At 36.2% G+C, this 16,408-nt stretch carries 10 protein-coding genes; 7 read left to right on the top strand and 3 right to left on the bottom strand.

Going from position 1 to position 16,408, the window contains the following annotated elements:
• Positions 1 to 8: 8 nt before the first annotated feature.
• The 3 genes from H7A25_11435 to gmk are packed head-to-tail and all read left to right on the top strand — an operon-like array spanning position 9 to position 1,748.
• Positions 9 to 887 carry a hypothetical protein gene (locus H7A25_11435; GenBank protein MCP5500509.1) on the top strand — a complete coding sequence of 293 codons (879 nt, stop codon included), beginning with the start codon at positions 9 to 11 and terminating at the stop codon, positions 885 to 887.
• Between the two features lie 5 nt (positions 888 to 892).
• Positions 893 to 1,177 (top strand): DUF370 domain-containing protein, encoded by a 285-nt coding sequence (locus H7A25_11430; GenBank protein ID MCP5500508.1) that lies wholly within the window; start codon positions 893 to 895, stop codon positions 1,175 to 1,177.
• Entirely contained in the window at positions 1,170 to 1,748 is a 579-nt protein-coding gene (gmk, locus tag H7A25_11425) for a guanylate kinase (protein MCP5500507.1), read from the top strand. The genes H7A25_11430 and gmk overlap by 8 nt, the downstream gene beginning before the upstream one ends.
• A 56-nt stretch (positions 1,749 to 1,804) precedes the next feature.
• Here gmk and H7A25_11420 read toward each other — a convergent pair whose 3' ends face one another.
• The 3 genes from H7A25_11420 to H7A25_11410 all read right to left on the bottom strand — a co-directional run bounded on the left by H7A25_11420 (position 1,805) and on the right by H7A25_11410 (position 5,166).
• Positions 1,805 to 3,412 (bottom strand): FAD-dependent oxidoreductase, encoded by a 1,608-nt coding sequence (locus tag H7A25_11420; protein MCP5500506.1) that lies wholly within the window; start codon positions 3,410 to 3,412, stop codon positions 1,805 to 1,807.
• A 71-nt stretch (positions 3,413 to 3,483) separates the two neighbouring features.
• Complete coding sequence (locus H7A25_11415; GenBank protein ID MCP5500505.1) at positions 3,484 to 4,515, bottom strand: D-alanine--D-alanine ligase; 1,032 nt, start codon at positions 4,513 to 4,515, stop codon at positions 3,484 to 3,486.
• 78 nt (positions 4,516 to 4,593) lie between these two features.
• Complete coding sequence (locus tag H7A25_11410; GenBank protein ID MCP5500504.1) at positions 4,594 to 5,166, bottom strand: hypothetical protein; 573 nt, start codon at positions 5,164 to 5,166, stop codon at positions 4,594 to 4,596.
• Positions 5,167 to 5,427: 261 nt separating this feature from the next.
• On the opposite strand from H7A25_11410, the gene H7A25_11405 reads away from it, so the two are divergent.
• The 4 genes from H7A25_11405 (at position 5,428) to H7A25_11390 (ending at position 16,364) form a co-directional block, all read left to right on the top strand.
• Positions 5,428 to 6,933, top strand: a complete 1,506-nt coding sequence (locus tag H7A25_11405; GenBank protein MCP5500503.1) for a hypothetical protein — start codon at positions 5,428 to 5,430, stop codon at positions 6,931 to 6,933.
• A gap of 168 nt (positions 6,934 to 7,101) precedes the next feature.
• On the top strand, positions 7,102 to 12,258 hold the full coding sequence (locus H7A25_11400; GenBank protein ID MCP5500502.1) for a TIR domain-containing protein: 5,157 nt from the start codon (positions 7,102 to 7,104) through the stop codon (positions 12,256 to 12,258).
• A gap of 43 nt (positions 12,259 to 12,301) precedes the next feature.
• Complete coding sequence (locus tag H7A25_11395) at positions 12,302 to 14,020, top strand: caspase family protein (protein ID MCP5500501.1); 1,719 nt, start codon at positions 12,302 to 12,304, stop codon at positions 14,018 to 14,020.
• Positions 14,021 to 14,150: 130 nt separating this feature from the next.
• Positions 14,151 to 16,364, top strand: a complete 2,214-nt coding sequence (locus H7A25_11390) for a DUF1566 domain-containing protein (protein ID MCP5500500.1) — start codon at positions 14,151 to 14,153, stop codon at positions 16,362 to 16,364.
• Positions 16,365 to 16,408: the final 44 nt, after the last annotated feature.

Genomic DNA, 16,408 nt, shown 5'->3' with positions numbered 1-16,408 from the left:
GGGAGAAAGTGGATTTATTGGCCCTGGTTCTTTTTAATATAGTTTTCGGGGTGATTTTATATTTCCTTGTGTCCATACGGGTTACTCACAGTGTCAGAGATTACCAGAACCAGAAGTTAAAAAAGGAAATTCAGGCTCATACTCTGGACTTTTACAGGGAGTCAGAGAATTATCTCGCTCTAATGGATTCTAAAATAGCAATTTTAAAAAATCTAATTACCAAAGCTGAGTCTATGGGAATAGATTTTGATAAATTGGAGAACACAAAAGAAAATGAACTCCAGAGAAAGAAAAATGTAATTCAGAAATTAATAGAAAAAACTGTAGAAGATAAACCAGAAGAAGATATTCAATTGGTAGAAAGTGTGCCGGATTCGCCTCCAAAGAAAGAAACAAAACCCTTTCCGAAGGAAAATCGATCTTCTTCTTCAGAAACTTCCGAATCAATTTTAGGAAACTTATTTTCCGGAACCGGGAAAGCTTTCAAATCGGTGATGGGGATTGAAGAAAAAAAAGAATTTAGTAATAAGGTAACAGAGAATCCTATCAAAACAAATTCATTAGATTTTACAGTTGGAGGTAACCCCTTTCAGGAGGAGGAGAAACCGAAAGTAAAAGATAACACAAAAGAAGATAAGAGTTTTGCCACTACCTTCCATTCTTCAAAAAATGATTATCATAAAAAAACAGGACAGCAGGATAGGGCAAATATTTCTATTAAAGCTGCTCTTGAAGAGATGAATGAGGATATGGGTAAGGTTGACAGAGTGATTTATTTATTAAAAAAGGGATATAGCCGGGAAGAAATTTCTCGTGAGTTGGAATTATCTCTATCTGAAATAAATCTGATTGAAACCATTAAGATGGAAAAAAGTCGAAGAAAGTAAAATATATGAAAATTCTAAATATAGGTTTTTCTAATATAGTGATGCTATCCAGGATTATTTCTATAATACATTCAGAATCTGCCGGTGGAAAAAGGCTGAAACAGGAAGCGAAAACAGCCGGGAAATTAGTTGATGCAACCATGGGTAGAAAAAATCGATCCATAATTCTTATGGATTCCGGTCATGTCGTATTATCAAGTCTTAGATTAGAGTCTATCTATAAAAGAATCGAAAGTGAAGATAATACATTTGCCTCAGAAGAGGAGGAAGTAAGGGATAGTGGTGAATAACAGGAAAGGGAAATTATACATTATTTCTTCGGTTGCAGGGGGAGGTAAGACTACTTTAATCAATAAGTTATTAAATGAATTCCCTGATTTGCAATATTCTATCTCCTATACCTCAAGACCGAAACGAAATGCCGAAGTACATAGCAAAGATTATTTTTTTGTAGACAGAGAGGAGTTTTTTCGACTAATTCAGGAGGATTTCTTTTTTGAATGGGCCCTGGTTCATAATAATTATTATGGAACTCCCAGCTCTCCTATTTTGGACGCCATCTCTTCCGGACAAAAAATCATCCTGGACATTGACATTAAAGGAGCAAGAACGGTGCGGTCTAAAGTGGCTGACTCCTGTTCTGTATTTATATTACCACCAAGTGAAGAGATCTGGAGAGACAGATTGGTTAAGAGAGGAACGGAAAGCGCAGAGTCTCTACAAATTCGTCTTGCTAATGGAAAAAAAGAATTAGAATATGCCGGAGAATTTGATTATACTATTATTAATGATTCCTTAGAAAAGGCTTACTCTGATTTAAAGCGTATTATGGGTCTTCGAAAAGAGGAGCTAAAAAGTTAGCACCATCGGAAACCGGCTAAAGTATACCGAAGTCCCGATGGTATTTTATCCTTTGGTTAACTAATTGATTTAGTTAAAGCTTCCAATAAAGTCTTTACTTCCTTGATTGCAGCTTCGTTTTGCTCTTTTGTCCAATTTAATTCCTGTTTCATAATTTTAGCTATAGGTTCCAGAAGTGCTTCAGTTGTTTTCAAGTTTAAGAATAAAATTCTGAAACGTCTGGCTACTACATCCATAAGGGACAGGGCAAATTCATTCTTTATAAAATGAATTACTTCTTCTTTGAAATAACCTGAATCGGGAAGTAGTTCTTCCGGTTTAGAACCGAGAATATCAAAAACCTCTCCTCCGTAGAAATTTCTGAGCCTTTGAGCTGTTTCTATAGAAACGCCATATATATCCATAATCTTAAGATATATATTTTCACTGTAGTCTTTGGTACCATGGAACTTAAAGTCATGTGTAGAGCAGGGCTTTATCTGGGGTAGATTTCCTTCTTTAATGATTCTATCTACCAGGTCTTCAGCCATTTGTCTGTAAGTAGACCATTTACCTCCTCCCATAGTAATCAAACCGGAATCTGAAACAAGAATAGCTTCTTCTCTTGAAATCTTTTTGGTTTCTCCTTCTCCACCTGCTGCAATAAGAGGGCGAATCCCGATAAAGACTGAGAGAATATCTTCTTTATTTAATTTAGAGTTTAAAAATCGGTTACCGGTTTCTAACAGGAAGTCAATTTCATTACCCACCGGCAAAGGTTCCGCCGAAACAGAATTGAGTGGTGTATCGGTAGTTCCCATAATGACGTGGTCTTCCCAGGGAATCATAAATACGACCCTACCATCAGAAGTCTTTGGAATAATCATAGCCGTATTACATTTTATTCTTTCTTTGGAAAAAGTAAGATGTATACCCTGACTCGGAGCCAAAACCTTACCAACTGAAGGATCATCTTTTTTCCTGACTTCATCGATGAACACACCGGCTGTATTTACGAATACATTGGCTTTCACCTCGAAAGTTTCTCCGCTTAAAAGATCCTTTACAACTGCCCTGGTTATTTTACCATTTTCCTTTACAAAGCTCTCAAAGCTGACGCGGTTACAAACAGTAGCCCCGGCCTGTTCGGCGGCACGGGCCAGGTAAACATTTAAGCGGGAATCATTGAATTGTCCGTCGTAGTAGACAATCCCCCCTCTTAATTTCTCCTGTTCTATTGATGGGATATTTTTTATTGCCTCGTCTTTACTGATTCTCTTATGGTAAGGTAAACCACTATCTCCAGAAAGATAATCATACAGAGTAAGCCCTATCGAATAATAAGGTTTTTCATAACACTTATAGGTAGGGAGTACAAATTTTAAAGGCTTAACGAGATGAGGGGCATTATTTAGAAGTTTCTTTCTTTCCCTCAGGGCTTCTCGAATCAGTTTAAACCGGAATTGACCGAGGTATCGTATTCCGCCATGGATAAGCTTTGTGGAACGGCTTGAGGTTCCGGCGGAAAAATCATTCATCTCGATAATGGCAACGGTTAGACCTCTCAGGGCAGCATCATGAGCTGCACCGGCTCCGGTAGCTCCCCCTCCTATAATGAGACAGTCAAAATTTGTCTTCTTTAACTTTTCTATCTGTCTTTCTCTTTTAATGCCTGTTTCTAACATATCTATTCCTATGAAAGACAGTCTTTAGAAGATAAGTAAATTAATCTATCAAAAACTTAAAAAATAAGTATCTATCCCTCTTTTGCCAGTTCAACGAGCCAGTCAAAAACATCTTCCATTTGAATACCGGCAGCCCTGGCCTGCTGGGGGATTAGACTTGTTCCTGTCATACCGGGAAGGGTGTTGGTTTCGAGTATATAGGGGGTTTTATCCCGAATTATAAAATCTGTTCTGGAATAGGCACTGCATCCGAGACCCTTATGGGCGAGAAGGGCAAAATCCTGAACTTTCCGAGTAAGTTCGGGACTAATTCTGGCCGGTGTGATTTCTTCTGTGCTACCCGGTGTGTATTTTGCTTCATAATCAAAAAAGGTATTCTTAGGAACTATTTCGGTAGGAGGCAGGGCAAAAAGCTCTTCTCCGGGTTTTTCGAGTACTCCGCAGGATACCTCGGTTCCCTGAATCAGAGTCTGGATCATAATTGCCTCACAGGAAATACTGAGAGAAAGAAGACTGTTATGAAGCTCTGCCTCAGTATGAACAATACCGGTTCCGACACTAGAACCCCCGTTTAAGGGTTTCACGAAAAGTGGAAAATGTAAACCTGAAAGGTCAAGAGATGGATTCTTACGATAAGCACGGGAGAAACAGGTAGTGAAAGCGGGAACCGGGATACCGAGGGCAGAAAAAATGTGATTCGACTTTTCTTTGTCCATAGCGAGAGCTGAGCCCAGTACTTTTGAACCTGTGTAGGAAAAGCCATAGGAAGTCAGGAGTCCCTGTAGGGTTCCATCTTCTCCCTGACCTCCGTGTAAGCCTAAAAAAACCGGTGCTTTTGCCAGATGCTGGATACCAATACCTTTGTTTGATGCCAGTTTTTTTTGCTGAAACTTTTGCTGAAAGGTTTCGTAAAAGTTTCCTTCTCTTTCGATTTCGGGAAAACCCGGGTTAAGACCTTCAGCAACCAGCCAGTTGCCATTTTTATCTATATATACCAGTTTTACATGATATTTTTTTTGAAGAACAGAATAGATATAATTAGCCGATAAAATTGAAATTTCATGTTCGGTGGAACTGCCACCAAATAAGAGATTGATTTCCATAGTAAATACAATCTTTTGCAGGTAGTTCTGGAAGAAAATGATAATTTTAGAACTTTATTGTGTTACAGATTATAGCTATTATGGCCAAATTGTATTCAGTGTCCGATATAAAAACTCTTCCTGCTCTTTTGTAAATTTCCAACGAATGTTTACTGTTTTTTTAGCCCAATCGAAAGGGCTTGTCTTTCTTTCTTCGGAAATGGCACACCAGTCCACGCACATCAAGGCGATATAGTTGAGAGGCATATGGGTTCCATCGATCATTTCATCAGGAATGCCGTCCCTATTCCCGGTGTTTATTATATTCTGCAAATTTTCTTTATTTGGCAGCCAGTATTCGGGGTGATGGTTATTGCTCAGTATATGATGGATAGTTGCAGTATTCATTTGTTCCTGTATTTCCTTAGGAATTTCGAAAAGCACCCCCTCAGCCTTACATTTGTATCCCCAGGTAATGTAGAGATAGGGAGTGTATTCCGGCTCCTGATATTTAGAAGCGTCGTGATTATTGTAATTTTCCTGGATAATAGTCTTATCGAGTCCGAGCTCATCCGAATGTTTCTGCAAGCGATCCAGGTACTTTTGAATCAGGCTTATATGTAAACCCATGCGTTTTGAAAAAAAAGATTTCATTTCATCGATTGTAGTCATACGCTCGAATATTCAATGCTGAAATAAAAATTGTCAAGTTTTTTATTATAGGCTAATAGATTATTTTTTGACGCTTTGGTTGTTTTGCGACAAGAGAAACGGTTTATTTTTAAGCACTATGAATTTTTAGTGGACAAATTTATTCACGATTCCAAATATCAGTTTTGAAATGCTGATTTCATATTCACTATCCTTTTCTTCAAAAAAGAGATTTGGGACTGTAAAAGCACATTTTCATTAATAAAATAAATAGGAATATATATGCATAAACTTATACTATCTATTCTGTTGTTGTTACCATCTTTTTTGGTATATTCGCAGGTAGTTGAAGAAAAAAAGGAAGTCAGGGAAAATCCGACCCAGAAATCTTCTGCCTGCCACAGCATACAGGGTAAGCCACTTGCATTTATTGAAGTATTTCAGTTAATAAACCTTTCTCGAGAGCAATATGAGGTTATGATTAATTTTCATGATCCTCAGGAACGCAGTAAATATGTAGTTGGGGAAGGTTACAATATTCAGGATGCTAAAGTGAATATTGAAATTGATGGGGTTAGTACAAGAATTGCCAGTTCCCAGGCTATACATGATAAAATACGGTTAAAACTTAATATTTTTTCTTTAAATCAGGTATCGGAAGGCTGGCACTGTGCAAGGATTACTTCTCATGATAAAAAGACAGTTCTTGCGGAGCTTCCTTTCTATTCTCCTGAACGAATGGAGGCACCGTCAAATCAACCTATTATTAAAAAGTTACATCCCTCCGGTGGAGTTGCCGGGGATACGATTATGGTTTACGGAGAATACTTCGGTAAAAGTATCGATAAAATCAGAATCGAATTTTTAACAAAAAAAGGTGAAAATCTAAATTACTGGAAGGAAGAAATACTTGCTGATTCGGTTCCTTACACTTTAAGTAAGGAAGAAGATCCAAAAAATGATAAAAAAATTACTGAGGTTGTCCGCTTTTCTATTCCCGGTCATCCAAAATTAAATACCTTTAGTATAATGGAATGGCTATTTGGTAAAAGGGTTTATATTCGAGTGTTAGTGAATAATAGACCTGCTACCCTGGAGAAATTTACAATCTTAAATGATAATTGGAGAGCTATTATCATTTTTATGAGTCTTTTGATTACGATTGTATTTATTGGAACTCTGGCTTTAATTATTCATCAAAAACAATTTTATGCTTTGATAGTTCTGGACACAAAGACGAATATGTACAGTTTATCCAAGGCACAGGCTTTTGCATGGCTCGTAGTTTTACTCGGAAGTTATTTCTATGTGGCGATTTGTTCGGGGATTATCCTGCAAAATGGTAAAATACCGGATTTTAACTATTCCCTTATCGGTTTGATGGGAATTTCGGTTGGAGGTTTACTTACTTCTAACTACCTGGATAATAAAGATGAAGAGATAAAACGTAATGAAAAGCCTATGTTGATTGACCTTATCCGAAACCCGGAAGGGGAAATTGAATTACCCAAATTGCAACTCCTAGGCTTTACGGCAATTGCCATCCTTATTTACATTTTTAACCTGCTTCAAAGTAACGTTCTGGGTGGTCTTCCTGATCTTCCCAGTACTCTCCATACTCTGCTTTTAACCAGTCAGGGTGGTTATATTGGTGGAAAGGCAATTAGTAACCCCAATAACTCTCCTTTGAAGAAAAAAGAGAAGAACAAGAAAAAAGAAGAGAAAGAGAATGTAACTGAAGAAAAAGTGGCAGAAAAAGACGGAGAGAATGAAGAAAAAGAAGCGTAATAAATAAAAAAGTTTGCAATAAAAAAGAGTAGTACAGGTGGGTACTGCTCTTTTCTTAATTCTTTTAATAACTGAAAAAATGTGTTGTAAGAATTGGAAACTATCTCTTACAATCCCCTTATTTTACATTTATATAAAAATTTAGCCTATGCTCTTTTAAGGAATACAATGGCAGAAGAGATCGAAGAATTACCCCCCCGGGCCTTTATTAGTTACACCTGGGACAGTGAGGAACATAAGGAACGGATACGAAATTTCTCGGATTTATTAAGAGAATATGGTATAGATTGTAATATTGATCAGTATGAAATTTCTCCCCCTGAGGGCTGGACACATTGGGCAATAAATCAAGTAGAAGAGTCTGATTATGTTTTAGTTGTTTATACAGAAAATTATAAGAATCTGGCTGATAAAAAAATAAGTTCTATTGCCAATCGAGATTTTATCTGGCAGGCTGATCTGGTTACAAATATTCTCTACCAACTGGGCAATAGAAACGAAGGAGGAAAATTCATTCCCATCGTTTATATGGAGAAGGACAAGGAATGTATTCCGGTCCAACTCAAGCAGTATACTTCTTATAATATGAATGAGAAGGAAAATCCGGAGGGTTTTGAAAAACTATACAGGCATATCCTTCAGGAATCTGATAAACCTCAGGTAAAACTTAAAACTAAAAAAGCGTATACGAAAATTTGTCCTTATCGAGGTCTGGCTCCTTTTAGAGAGGAAGATTCCCAGTATTTTTATGGCAGGGAAAGTTTTACTGAAAAGTTAATCCAGGAAGTAGAAAGCAAATCCCTGGTAGCTGTCATCGGTCCTTCAGGAAGTGGAAAGTCTTCGGTCATTTATGCGGGCTTAATACCTCATTATAAAAAAAATGATAATACTATTGTTTTAAAAATGAGACCGGGTTTAAACCCTATTAACTCTATGGCTTACTCGATTGTAGATTCATTCTTTACAGTCAAGGGAAAAAAAATATCTAACGAAGATAGAGATGCAAAAGCATCAGAAGTTATCGGTAGTTTCCTGGCTGAGAAAGTGAGCCTTACCGGTCTTATAAAACAATTTAGAATCAAAACCAAGAAAAATGTATTAATCTTTGTCGACCAGTTTGAGGAACTTTTGACTCTCTCTTACGAAGAGGATAAAACTAAATTATTTTTGAATAATTTTTTAGATTTAGCCAAATTATTACATGAGGAAAAGGATCCGGGTTGCAAACTTTTATTAACCATGCGGATTGACTTTTTGGGTCGAGCCCTGGGAAATCCAAATACAGCTCCGATATTCACCGACAATGCAGACACTGAGGCCTATATAAAAAAACTGATTATCGGACCGATGAATTCAGAAGAATTGACAGCTTCGATTGAAAAGCCTGCAATTGAAACCGGACTTAATCTAGAAAACGGCCTATCTGAGTTGATTATACAGGCTATCGGAGAAGAGCCGGGTAATTTACCACTATTAGAGTTCTGTCTTTTAGAACTCTGGAAGAAACAGGAAATCGAAGATCGGGGGATTATGACTATCTCCGATTATGAAAAACTTGGTGGAGTGAAAGGAGCTCTTGTAAAACATGCAGATGATGTGTATGAAGAATTAAATCCTTCAGATAAGGAAAAAGTAAAGAAGATTTTTGTTCAATTAGTGCAACCGGGTTCAGGTACCGGTGATACCCGGAAAATTGCTACTATGGCCGAAATCGGTGAGGAAAACTTCAAACTTATTAAGAAATTAGCTGATGAAAGGTTAATCGTTACAAATAGAACTACTACCGGAGAGATTACCGCAGAAGTTGTTCACGAAGCCCTGATACGAGAATGGGGTCTGTTAAGGACCTGGATGGATAGTAATAGAGCCTTCCGTCTCTGGCAGGAAAGTCTCAATGGGATTTTAAAAGTCTGGAAGGAAGAGAAAATCGATGGGAACCTGATGAAGGGGAATAAGCTTTTAGAAGCAGAAGAATGGTTATCTAAAAAATCCGACGACATCAGCCCTGAACAAAAAGATTTTATTCATACATCTGTAGAAAATCGAGAAAGGGAAATCCGGGAAAAAGAAGAAGCGAGGAATCGAGAAATTCAGAGAGAACGTGAGGAAAGTGAAAGAAAACGAAGGCTACAATTTCGTATCATGCTTGCTTCTCTTATCGGTTTAATCATCGCATCAGGTTTGAGCTGGTTTTCCTGGAATAAAATGAAAGATGCCCAGGCCAATAAATTAAATTCAGATGCATTATTTTTAGAGTCTTCTTATAAAACCAAAAAAGACTATATGCATAATTATTATGAATTATTAAAGGCCGGTTTTAAGGGAGTTAATATTTCAGATAAATATGCTAAAATAAAAGTGAATATTCTTTCTACTTTATATAGTTACGTCTATAACATGCAAAAACCGGAAGTATATTCAAAACCTGAAATGTATCCCTTTGGAACAGCACTTGAGATTTTAAGTTTGAGTACTCATAAAAAAGGAGTTAAAAAAGTCCTCCTTTCTCCGGATGGAAAACGTTTCGCTTCCGCCTCTGATGATAACCGCATCATTCTCTGGGATATAAAATCAGCTAAAGAACTGTTTATTTTAGAGGGCCATACAAAGCCTGTAGTAGCACTTGTTTTTAGCCCGAGTGAAGATATTTTAATAAGTGGTTCTTATGATAAAACAATAAAGATTTGGGACTTGAAAACCGGAAAAGAACTGAAAACGATCAAAGGCCATACAGAGGCAGTTACCGTTTTAAACCTTAATCCGGATGCTTCTCTTGTTAGTGGCTCTCTCGATAAAACTATTCGATTCTGGGATTTAAAAACGGGACTTGAAACTAAAATTCTTACAGGACATGAAGGAGGGATAAGTGATATATTACTCATTCCGAATGAACCAAATACAGTAATATCTTCTTCTTATGATAAGACTATAAGAATATGGAAATTAAATTCTAGAGTTAAACCTGTAATTTTAAAAGGGCATTCAGCCGCTATCAGTGATATTGATCTTAGCCCGGATGGAAAAAGCCTGGTTTCTTCTTCCTGGGATATGACAGTGAAGATATGGGATATTAAAACTGCTCGAAATCTTCGGACTCTGAAAGGTCATAAGGAAGGTGTTTTTACAGTAGCTTATAGCCCCGATGGAAAGAATATAGCTTCCGGTTCCGCTGATCTGAGTATAAAACTCTGGAATAGTAATACCGGGGATGAGCTGCATTCCTTAATCGGACACAGTAGTTTTGTGAATAGCTTATTTTTTACCACAGATGCTAAACTGATAGTATCAGCATCCGATGATGAAACAGTGAAGATTTGGGATATTCAGCCAAAACAGAAAGAGCGTTCGTTTTCTTCCCATTATGACAGTGTATTCGCTGTGAAATTTAGCCCTGATGGAAAGACATTTGCGACAGCTTCTGCGGATAGAACCATAAAAATATGGAAAACTAATTCTAATAAAGAATACCTCACTTTAAAAGGTCATACCCATGCAGTGATGAGTATTAGTATTAGCAAAGATGGAAAAATCCTGGCTTCCGGTTCCGCTGATAAAAGTATTAAGCTCTGGGATCTGGCTTCCGGCATAGAAATACGAACACTCATCGGTCACAGGAGTTATATAAAAAGTGTAAGCTTCAGTCCGAACGATGAAATCATTGCTTCTGCTTCCCTGGACAATACTATAAAATTATGGGATGTAAGTTCCGGTAAAGAAATAAAAACTTTAAAAGGACATGCAGGAGATGTTTGGAGTATAGCTTTTAGTCCGGATGGACAAACTCTTGCTTCAGCTTCTGATGATAAAACTATCAAACTCTGGGATGTGAAATCCGGAAAAGAAAAACAGACTCTGTTCGGTCACAAGGATTACGTGATGGGCGTCTTATTCAGTCCTGATGGAAAAATTTTGGCGTCTGTTTCAAAAGATATGTCTATAAAATTATGGAATTCAAATACAGGTAAAGAATTAAATACCCTTATAGGGCATAGTAGTTATATTTATTCTTTGGATTTTAGTCCGAATGGAGAACTTCTGGTTACCGGTTCGGGAGACAGAACCATAAGGATCTGGGATCTTGAAATCGGAAAGGAAATTCGTAGTCTTACAGGGCATCAATACGCTGTTACTGCTGTGCATTTTAACCCGGATGGAAAAAAGCTGATTTCCTCATCAGATGACAGTACTGTAAAGCTCTGGGATTTCAGCATTCCTTTTTTACTTCCTTATGCCTGTGAACAGTTGAATTTGCAGATGCAGCACTGGTCAAGTAATCAGAAAAATTTATATCCGGCAAATGAGCTTTCAGAAATACAAGAAAATTGTAAAGTAGCAATGAATCATAAACCGGAGATAAATGATAAACCGGAAAACCCGGTTCTTACTTTTGAAAAACAGAAAGAATATTTATACTTGAACCAGGCCAGACACTATTTTGAAAAAAATACGAATGATACCGAATTAAGTAAAGAAAAATTAGAAGAAGCAATTTCAGATTATAAAAAAGCACTGGAGATAAACCCGAAACTACAACCGGCGAAAATTGAACTGGGGATGCTCTACTTAAAAAACAGGGACTATCAAAAAGCCTTTCCCCTGATAGAAGACAATTATACCCTCTGTCATTCGGCAGCCAGATATCTTGCTTTCAGGGATAATCCCGATGAAAACGATCTACAACTAGCTTTAAAATTCTCTTTAAGAAGTTATGAGCTTCAACCAAAGTTTTGGGAAAATTTGGAAACTCTTAGTTGGATTTATATTCTTATGAATGATAAGTTAAATGCAATTAAGTATAATAATGAATTAAAGGAACTGGTTTTAAAAGAAGAGAAAGCAAACAAGAAGAGTCGAGAAGAGAATAAATTTGTTGATTCTTTTCATGAAAAAAGAGTATCCTCTTATATGAAAAATATTCTCAGCAGGGAGGATTTGTTATTCTTTGGAAAGAAAAACCAGTTCACAGAAAGAAAAAGGCAGGTCACCGAGTTATTTGATATACTGGAAAGAAAAGAAATTTCAGAAATTAAGCCTGATGAGAATCCCACTCCCAATACTGCACTATATTACTATGCAATCGCATACAATGAATTAAACAGGGGTGGGGGGGGTAGGATCGATTTACAATTAGCTCTACAGGCCTGTCTTAAAGGTTTAGAAATTTCTAAGGAAGATCCATATATTCTTAACCTGCTGGCAGAGGTATATCTGAGAAATAGAAATTTACTAAAAGCAAAAACTATCAACATAAAAGCAGAAAGGCTGGCAGAAGAAAGAGGAGATAGAAAATTGATACAACAGATTAAAGAAAGGAAATTTAATTAGGAAAAATATGCAGGTCTCTAATTAAATGTATCAGGCATATAAGATGAAAGATTTGAAACTAAAAAACGGAAGTACTTTTCTGGTAATCTATTGGGCTATTGTTTTATTTTTATTTCCGTTTGTTCTATATTCCGAGAAGAAAACGACTCTTTATGAATTTATAGAAAATGAAGGAAAGGCAAAACAAAAAACCCAAAACTCGAATAAACAAAATATGAAAAACCGAGCTCAGGCATCCAGTAAAAATAATTCACCTTTAGAAAATGGAAAGAAAACTGATGGTACAGACAAATCAGGGGATCCGGAAGGAACAGAAGCTACAGTTCCTGAAAAAAATACTGGAGAAGAAAAGAAAGTAGATGTGCCGGTAGGAACTGGAAGTGAAATAGAAACCACTGAATCGAAGATGACGGAAGAACCCAAATATACACTCGCTACGAAAGGAAGTGGAAAGGAAGGAGAAGGATACGGACTTTCGAATCTGGATGGGAATGCCGGTCGTCGAATAGCGGTTATTGTGGGTGTAAATAGATATGAAGATGCTAATATAGCTAATCTTGAGAAAGCTCGGAACGATGCCATCCGGATTAGAGATATTTTAAAAACCTATGGTGATTTCGAAGTCTATCTGATGACAGATGCAATTGACCATACAGACCTTCATTATCCAACAAAAAATAAAATTGAGACCAAATTAAACGGTATCATAAAAAGCTTAAAGAAGGAAGATTTTTTCCTATTCTTCTTTTCCGGTCACGGAGTTTCGGATAATTTTGAAAATGGATATCTCCTGCCAACAGATGCCAGGGAGAGTGACCAGATTTCTTCCGGAGTAAAAATCCAGGACATTGTTGATAAATTAAAAGAATATAAAGTAAAAAAATCCTTACTCATGCTTGATGCCTGCCGTCTTGTGAAAAGTAAAACAAAATCAACTGTGAGTAATCGTTTAAAAAACCAGGAATTTGCTGCATCGGAAGTAGGTGCTACTGTTTTTTCCACAAAAGCCGGAAAGCCCAGTTTCGAAGGGAAAAACAACGGAATATTTACTGAGTTTCTTATCAGGGGAATGGAAGGGGAAGCAGATAAAGGAAAATATGGCAATCGGGATGGAGTGGTTACATTTTCTGAGATAAAACGCTATCTTGAAGACCAGATGAGGCAATGGTCGATTAAAAACTATCCGAATGAGCAATTACCTTTTACTAAAATTTATGGTGAACAATTTGGAGATCTCGCCCTTACGGCAGCTGCCGGAGATCCCGAGCATAGTCTCGCCGATATTCCTCTTCCAAAGATTTATACTGAGTACGAAATCGCCCTGCGTTCTGCTCTTGTTCCGGGTTGGGGCCAGCATGTGAATCAAAGAAAAAAACTTGGAATGTCGGTTGGTTACCCTTATTTTGCGATAGGCCTTCTGGGTCTGGGATACTATTATTCGAATTATCATCAGCTTCAAAATCTGAGAGCTGCCTATAGCAGTGTTCCTCTAATTCCTTATTCTAGAAATGTGGGAGAGACATCAGCATTCAATTTTTTTATGAAACAATCTGCGGAGTCTTCGTATAATTCTCAATTCAAAAAAACTAATATTATTCTGGGAGCACTTGTTGGCTTCTGGGCCTGGAATGTATTTGATTCTTATTACTTTTTTAAATATAAAAAAATAGATGAGATTTCTGTTGGAATGGATTATGGAACTCGAAAACAAAATTTCCAATTGGAATCATACGGAGGGTTTCAATTAACTTATCGATTTTAATGATATCCGCTCATCCTACTGACTACCGATTTAAACCGGTAGTCAGTAGGATGAGCGGATACTTTTAATGATAAATTTTAAGTTTTGAATTGTTATATTTGCTAATGAGATTTGTTTTCAGGAGAGAGTTATGAAAAAAGCAATTTTATTTGTAATACTGATTCTTATTGTCACTTCCTGTATCCCTCAGAAGCTGGGATCTACAGGTACTGATAAATTACTGGGTATTCTCCTTGGAACCAAACCTTCTGATTCCGCCTATACTTTGAGCGAAGAACCTACGAGTATCGATGAGGGAACCAAAAAAGAGATAAAATTTCACCTTGCTAAGATCCCGGAGACAGATGCAGTTATAACTATTACTAGTGATACTCCCTACCTCGAAGTGAACGGTAGTAATTCGCTTACCTTAACCTTTACCCCCGAAAACTATTCTTCCGACCAGACTTTTACCATAGCGGCTTTGATTGACGATAATGCGGAAGATGAAACCGGGAATATTAAAATTAGTGCAGATTATGGTTATGTTTCTAAAACTCTAAAAATTACTCATAAGGAAGCTCAAGGAGATTGGATTAGCATTACACCTGATACAGTCTATTTAACAAATATAGCAAGTGATATTAAAGTAAAATTAAATACAAAACCTGTTGAGGATATTAGTATAACTATATTATCTAATATTTCGACAGGAGTTGTTGGTAAAGAGACTTTGACTTTTACTACAGAAAACTATAATATAGAGCAAATTGCTTTTACGGTTAATAAAAAGATTTTAAACAATATAAATCTTTATCATGTAGATGATTATTCAAATTTTTTAGTTACAGCCTCAACTCAATCAATATCTGTTGGAAAAAAAATTTATGTTAACCAGGTAAAGACATTTGCTACCGTGAATCCTGTTTTTCATTATGATGGAACTTTTACCGATAAAGCAAATCAATTAATCTGGAATTATTGTCCTCACAAGCTTAGTGGAGTAAATTGTGCTTCAGGGAAAATCAGCTATTTATTTTGGAAAGACGCGATATCTTATTGTCATAGTTTAACTCTAAAAGGCTATAACTGGCGATTGGCTACTTATGAAGAACTTATGTATTCAATGTATCCTTATTTAAAGGCTATAGGTTATAATGTTGTAATAGATCTTGGTGTAGAAATTTTTACATCAACAACCAGTGATAATGATCCTTTCAGTGTAAAGCTATATAACAGTTCCAGTGGAGCTATTAATTTTATAAAGGATAATGCTTCAACCTTTTTTTGTGTTGCAGATACAGAAGATGAGCAAGTTTTAGCAACAACTTCTCCGGGTCTCAAGCTAAGCGAAGAGCCTTCTATAATAAACGAAGGTTCTTCTAAAACAATTGAGATATCTTTATTCACGAAACCGGAATCGGATACTGTAGTTACAATTACCAGTGATAATGATGCTATAAAAGTAAATCCTACAACCCTTACATTTACACCTAATAATTATTACTATCAAAAAGAAATTACTTTTTCAGCATTAATGGATGCGAATACAGTAAATGAAACAGCAAATATTATGATTAGTACAAATAATGGTTATGCGAATGAAACTTTTAGTATAACAAATCAAGATACCGGTAAGGACATAATAAGCATTTATTCTAATACTATTTCATTAAAAGAATTACCGGCAAACATTTATATTAAATCAAATATAAAACCGGAAACTTTAATGTTAATGGTTTTAAGCTCCGGTCAATCACAGGGAATTGAAAACAAAGGTCCTTTAACCTTTCTTCCTTCTAATTATGGAACATATCAGGCTGCATTTACAGTAAATAAAAAGGTATTAAATAATACTAATATTTATCAGGATAATGATAGGCCTTATCTTTCCATTTCTGTTGTAGTTTCTGATACTAGTTCTTCTGTTACAATTAATAAAAACATATATGTAAATGATGAACAAACTTTTTTAACTCCGAATATAACTTATAGTGGTTCAATTGATGGCCATGACAGCAATAGGATAATTAGAGATAGTGCAAATAACTTAGAGTGGTTTTTTAGTTGTCCTATCTATAACAATAATCAACCTTGTGTAGAACCAACAGTTCAATATATTCCATGGAAAGATGCATTAAACGTTTGTAACAGTCAAAATACACGATTACCTACTTACCAGGAATTAACACAACACCTTCTCTATTTAGATACATTAAATTTATTATTAAATAATGTAAAGGTTTGGTCTTCAACAACGGACTTAGATAATACGGGAAATATCAAAGGGTTTTTACCACCTACCGGAATTGTATCACATCCCAAAACTGAAAAAGGAATTTTTTATTGTGTAAGGGACTTATAAAAGTGAAGAAGCTGGAAATAAATACAATACAAATGGGGTTGAAA

Source organism: Leptospiraceae bacterium (genome assembly GCA_024233835.1).
In the GTDB taxonomy this organism is placed as follows: Bacteria; Spirochaetota; Leptospiria; order Leptospirales; family Leptospiraceae; genus JACKPC01.
This window is presented reverse-complemented; position numbering and strand designations above follow the sequence as displayed.

Excerpts from the sequence above, each read along its gene's own strand:
- H7A25_11415 (MCP5500505.1), bottom strand. The coding sequence starts at position 4,515 with ATGGAAATCAATCTCTTATTTGGTGGCAGTTCCACCGAACATGAAATT.
- H7A25_11405 (MCP5500503.1), top strand. The coding sequence starts at position 5,428 with ATGCATAAACTTATACTATCTATTCTGTTGTTGTTACCATCTTTTTTG.
- H7A25_11395 (MCP5500501.1), top strand. The coding sequence starts at position 12,302 with ATGAAAGATTTGAAACTAAAAAACGGAAGTACTTTTCTGGTAATCTAT.
- H7A25_11420 (MCP5500506.1), bottom strand. The coding sequence starts at position 3,412 with ATGTTAGAAACAGGCATTAAAAGAGAAAGACAGATAGAAAAGTTAAAG.
- H7A25_11430 (MCP5500508.1), top strand. The coding sequence starts at position 893 with ATGAAAATTCTAAATATAGGTTTTTCTAATATAGTGATGCTATCCAGG.
- H7A25_11410 (MCP5500504.1), bottom strand. The coding sequence starts at position 5,166 with ATGACTACAATCGATGAAATGAAATCTTTTTTTTCAAAACGCATGGGT.
- H7A25_11400 (MCP5500502.1), top strand. The coding sequence starts at position 7,102 with ATGGCAGAAGAGATCGAAGAATTACCCCCCCGGGCCTTTATTAGTTAC.
- H7A25_11390 (MCP5500500.1), top strand. The coding sequence starts at position 14,151 with ATGAAAAAAGCAATTTTATTTGTAATACTGATTCTTATTGTCACTTCC.